The sequence below is a fragment of the Bacillus sp. 05T31 genome, assembly GCF_056396725.1.
In genome coordinates this window covers 1-4,447 of sequence record NZ_JBFTMA010000329.1, presented here as the reverse complement: position 1 = coordinate 4,447, position 4,447 = coordinate 1, and the positions used below count along the sequence as shown (strand labels likewise).

Genomic DNA, 4,447 nt, shown 5'->3' with positions numbered 1-4,447 from the left:
GATTATAGAAGGGCCACAGTCTATCGTTTTTGAACAAGCTGGTAACAGGTTGTACGCGCAAAAAGCTTTATTAGTGAGTTTATTTAAAAATATAGAAGAGCCTACCTAAAAGGGAGGTTTTTTTATATGGAAATGTCGGATGTATATTTAGTTAATTATCTCTATATCATTTATAATAAAAAGAGAAAACTAAATTTGTTTTTCATATCATGTAAGGACATACTAGATAAAAAAATATAGTTAAAGAGATGATGAATTTGAAAACAACTAAGAAAACATATTCGTTTTTTCAGCGGATGTGGAGAATATTAAAGTTTCAATATTTTAAGTTGCTTCGATCGCCAGAAGGAGCAAAGAAAGTGTCGCTAGGTTTTGCTATTGGATTTGGTTTAGAAATGTTGGTGATTTATACGGCATCGCTCGTATATTTAATATTTTATCCAATTGTAAGGTTAGCAAAGGGATCTTTTCCAGCCGCAGTCATTGGTAATATTATTGGGAAAATATCGTTTCTCCCAGTATTTTTATTTCCGTTTGCTTATGCGCTAGGAAAAATGATTTACCCATTTCATGTACAGAAAATACATCATGAACCATTTACGATATCAGATTTGTTTTCGAGCCATATTTTTACGATGTTAAAGAGCTTATTACAGAGTGAAGTATATGTATTAATTGGTATGACGATAATAGGAATTGTGTGTGGGGTAATTTCATATTTCGTTGTGCATTATTTATATGAAAAGAATCGTAAGTTACGTTTGAAGAAAAGAAAGAAACAAGTGAGAGAACCACTTGTTCAAATATAAAGAATGTCACATTCATTTTCTCCTTTGAATATGTTTAAGAAAAAGGGGGAGAGAATGAATGTATTATTATTACGTACCGCAAGTATACCCATATGTAAATTATTATCCGGTTTATGATATGAGTAGACAATACGAGTTATATCGACAACAACAATTACAGCAAATACCACAAATACCACAACAACAGCCTACGCAAGAACAAAAACCATATTTAACGACATGGCCGTATTCAAATGTATACTATGGTAATTATTACGAATCATAAAGCTGCTTCTATTTAGAAGCAGCTTTATGCGTTTGTTTTCAAAATTAAATTTTGAATGGTTTTAAGAGAATAAATGAGCTTTTCACGCTCTTCCTCAGATAATGTTTGAAAATTTTCTTTTAGTTTGCCTAAAATGAATTGCTGATACTGACTTACTAACAYTTTCCCTTCAGTTGTTAGGGAAATTAAAATGACCCTTCGATCTTTTTCGCTATAATGACGCTCTATTAGCTCTTCTTGAATAAGTTTGTTTAATAGAGGGGTCATGTTAGGCCGTGAAATCGCTAGCCGTTTGCCAATTTCTGAAACTGCTAATGTACCATTTTCATGCAAAAGCAGTAACACTTGCGTATGTGATGGCGGCATATGTCTTTGAGAAGAAAACTCTCCAGGAAGCATAAATTTGCGATAAAAAAGAGGCACTAGCGAAAGAAGATGATCAACAATACGTTCCCACTCGCGTGATTCCATATAACGGCCCCCTTCCACTATCATTGTAACAAAAAAGACAAGGTATAAAAATAGAATTGTTTCATGGTAGCCTTAATATTTGTAGGATAACACTTGCTTTGTAAATGTATTGGCAATAATCGTATAACCGTTATCATTTGGGTGTACTTGGTCAAATAGTAAATCTTTTTTATCCTTAGATATTAATTTGCGAATTGGTAAAACRATCGATGGTTGATGTGCTTTTGAAATAGAATAAATAGAATCATTCCAACCATCTAAAAACATATCTGCATAACTTGCGATGGAGTCATCAAGTTGTAAAGGGTTATAGAGTTCAGAKAGAATGAGTAAAGCATTCGGATTTTGATCTCGAACGGTCTTTACAATAKTTTTTACATCCGTTTCAAAACGRGCTTTTTCTTTATTTARCATTTTAATACCATCTATAACACCTACATCACGATTTAAGCGGAATAAATTATTTCCTCCAATATTAATAGTAATTATATTTGCTTCCCTAATTTTTTGTTGAACTTCTTCTGACTGGACTTTTTTAACGAGACGATCTGTAGTGAGACCATTTACACCGAGGTTTTCTACCGTAATTGGTTTATGAATTTGTCCTTCTAATTGTTTAGAAGCTAATTCGGCAAATCCCCCTTGTGTAGATCCATATCCTTTTGCAAGTGAATCACCTAATACGAGGTGATAAAAGGAATCATTCGTTTGCTTATCAATCCAGCTGGGAGCAGATGTTTTTTCTGTTTTTCTTTCATTTTCTTTTTGTTTTGTCTCATCGTTCTTTTCAAAATTAGAATAAGAAATGATTAGAAGGAGGAGACAAACAATTGTTAAGATGACTTTTTTCATAAATTCATCCTCCTTGTAATTGGTAATTGTATCATATTCAGCAGTATAAGCAATGTAAGGGCATATTATATATTTATGAAAACTTTACAGAAAATTTGTAGAAGTGTGTCAAAAAATATTGACGATATGAAAGCACTTTAGATATGATAATGTCAGATAAGGTGAAGATTATCGCTCTAATAGAAGAAAAAAGGTATGTGGTTAGAGACTGATAGAGATTCACTTCATTATTTTGGGGTAATTGTATAAGGGGGATTTTTTGTGAAAAAGTCAAAAAAAATGCTAGCTGGAGCAACACTTGCTATTGGCGTTATAGCACCGCAAGTGTTGCCGACAACAGCTCATGCAGAGGAAAAAGCTGGGGAGAGTACAGTTAACTTACGAATTTTAGAAACATCAGATATTCACGTTAACTTAATGAATTACGATTATTATCAAACGAAAACAGATAATAAAGTAGGTCTCGTGCAAACTGCAACACTTGTTAATAAAGCACGTGAAGAAGCGAAGAACTCTGTCTTATTTGATGATGGGGATGCATTACAAGGGACACCGCTTGGAGATTATGTAGCGAATAAAATAAATGATCCGAAGAAGCCTGTGGATCCTAGTTATACACATCCATTATATCGTGTAATGAATTTAATGAAGTATGACGTCATCTCTCTTGGGAATCATGAATTTAACTACGGTTTAGACTATTTAAACAAAGTAATTAGTAAAACAGAGTTCCCGGTTATTAACTCGAACGTCTATAAGGATGATAAAGATAATAATGAAGAGAACGACCAAAACTACTTTAAACCATATCATGTTTTTGAAAAAGAAGTAGAAGATGAATCAGGTCAAAAACAAAAAGTGAAAATTGGCGTAATGGGATTTGTTCCACCTCAAGTTATGAACTGGGATAAAGCGAATTTAGAAGGAAAAGTGAAAGCAAAAGATATAGTTGAAACAGCGAAGAAAATGGTGCCAAAAATGAAAGCAGAAGGTGCAGATGTTATCGTTGCACTAGCGCATTCCGGTGTTGATAAGAGTGGATACAACGTTGGCATGGAAAACGCGTCGTATTATTTAACAGAAGTTCCTGGTGTAGATGCAGTATTAATGGGACATTCACATACTGAAATGAAGGATGTATTTAATGGTGTTCCAGTTGTAATGCCTGGTGTCTTTGGAAGTAACCTAGGTATTATTGATATGCAATTGAAAAAGGTAAACGGAGAATGGGAAATACAAAAAGAGCAATCGAAGCCGCAACTTCGTCCGATTGCTGATAGTAAAGGGAATCCATTAGTACAATCCGATCAAAAACTAGTTAATGAAATTAAAGATGATCATAAAGCGACAATCGATTATGTAAATACAGCTGTAGGTAAAACGACAGCACCTATCAATAGTTATTTTTCACTAGTACAAGATGATCCTTCTGTACAACTTGTGACAAATGCACAAAAATGGTACGTAGAAAAGTTATTTGCTGAAAATGAAAAATATAATGCCTATAAAAAGCTTCCAGTTTTATCTGCAGGAGCACCATTCAAAGCAGGTGGCCGAAACGGTGCTACATATTATACTGATATTCCAGCTGGGACGTTAGCAATTAAAAACGTAGCGGATTTATATGTATATCCAAATACGTTATATGCTGTGAAAGTAAATGGAGCCCAAGTGAAAGAATGGCTTGAAATGTCTGCTGGTCAATTTAATCAAATTGATTCAAAGAAAACAGAAGAACAGCCACTAGTAAATATCGGTTATCCTACATATAATTTTGATGTTTTAGATGGCTTAAAATACGAAATTGACGTAACGCAACCAGCGAAATACGATAAAGATGGAAAAGTTGTAAATGCAAATACGAATCGTATTGTAAATATGACGTATGAAGGTAAGCCTGTAGCCGACACTCAAGAGTTCATCGTTGCTACAAATAACTATCGTGGAAGTAGCCAAACATTCCCTGGTGTAAGTGAAGGGGAGGTTGTATACCAATCGCAAGATGAAACACGTCAAATCATTGTGAAGTATATGCAAGAAACACCAGTTA

At 33.9% G+C, this 4,447-nt stretch carries 5 protein-coding genes and 1 pseudogene; 4 read left to right on the top strand and 2 right to left on the bottom strand.

From position 1 onward, the window contains the following. The 3 genes and pseudogenes from AC1DJR_RS18375 to AC1DJR_RS18365 form a co-directional block, all read left to right on the top strand. A pseudogene (locus AC1DJR_RS18375) lies at positions 1–109 on the top strand (ornithine carbamoyltransferase); the annotation flags it as partial. A 148-nt stretch (positions 110–257) separates the two neighbouring features. Further along, positions 258–809, top strand: a complete 552-nt coding sequence (locus AC1DJR_RS18370) for a DUF2062 domain-containing protein (protein WP_002167705.1) — start codon at positions 258–260, stop codon at positions 807–809. Positions 810–867: 58 nt separating this feature from the next. Further along, positions 868–1,074 (top strand): hypothetical protein, encoded by a 207-nt coding sequence (locus tag AC1DJR_RS18365; RefSeq protein WP_002167706.1) that lies wholly within the window; start codon positions 868–870, stop codon positions 1,072–1,074. 24 nt (positions 1,075–1,098) lie between these two features. Here AC1DJR_RS18365 and AC1DJR_RS18360 read toward each other — a convergent pair whose 3' ends face one another. Together AC1DJR_RS18360 and AC1DJR_RS18355 are read right to left on the bottom strand one after the other, a co-directional pair. Then, positions 1,099–1,545 carry a MarR family winged helix-turn-helix transcriptional regulator gene (locus tag AC1DJR_RS18360; protein WP_477003197.1) on the bottom strand — a complete coding sequence of 149 codons (447 nt, stop codon included), beginning with the start codon at positions 1,543–1,545 and terminating at the stop codon, positions 1,099–1,101. Between the two features lie 72 nt (positions 1,546–1,617). Further along, complete coding sequence (locus AC1DJR_RS18355) at positions 1,618–2,397, bottom strand: GDSL-type esterase/lipase family protein (protein WP_477003196.1); 780 nt, start codon at positions 2,395–2,397, stop codon at positions 1,618–1,620. A gap of 261 nt (positions 2,398–2,658) precedes the next feature. Between AC1DJR_RS18355 and AC1DJR_RS18350 the strand changes: the two genes are divergently transcribed. Next, positions 2,659–4,447, top strand: a 1,789-nt coding sequence (locus tag AC1DJR_RS18350; RefSeq protein WP_477003195.1) for a bifunctional 2',3'-cyclic-nucleotide 2'-phosphodiesterase/3'-nucleotidase, incomplete at its 3' end; no start/stop codon positions are given.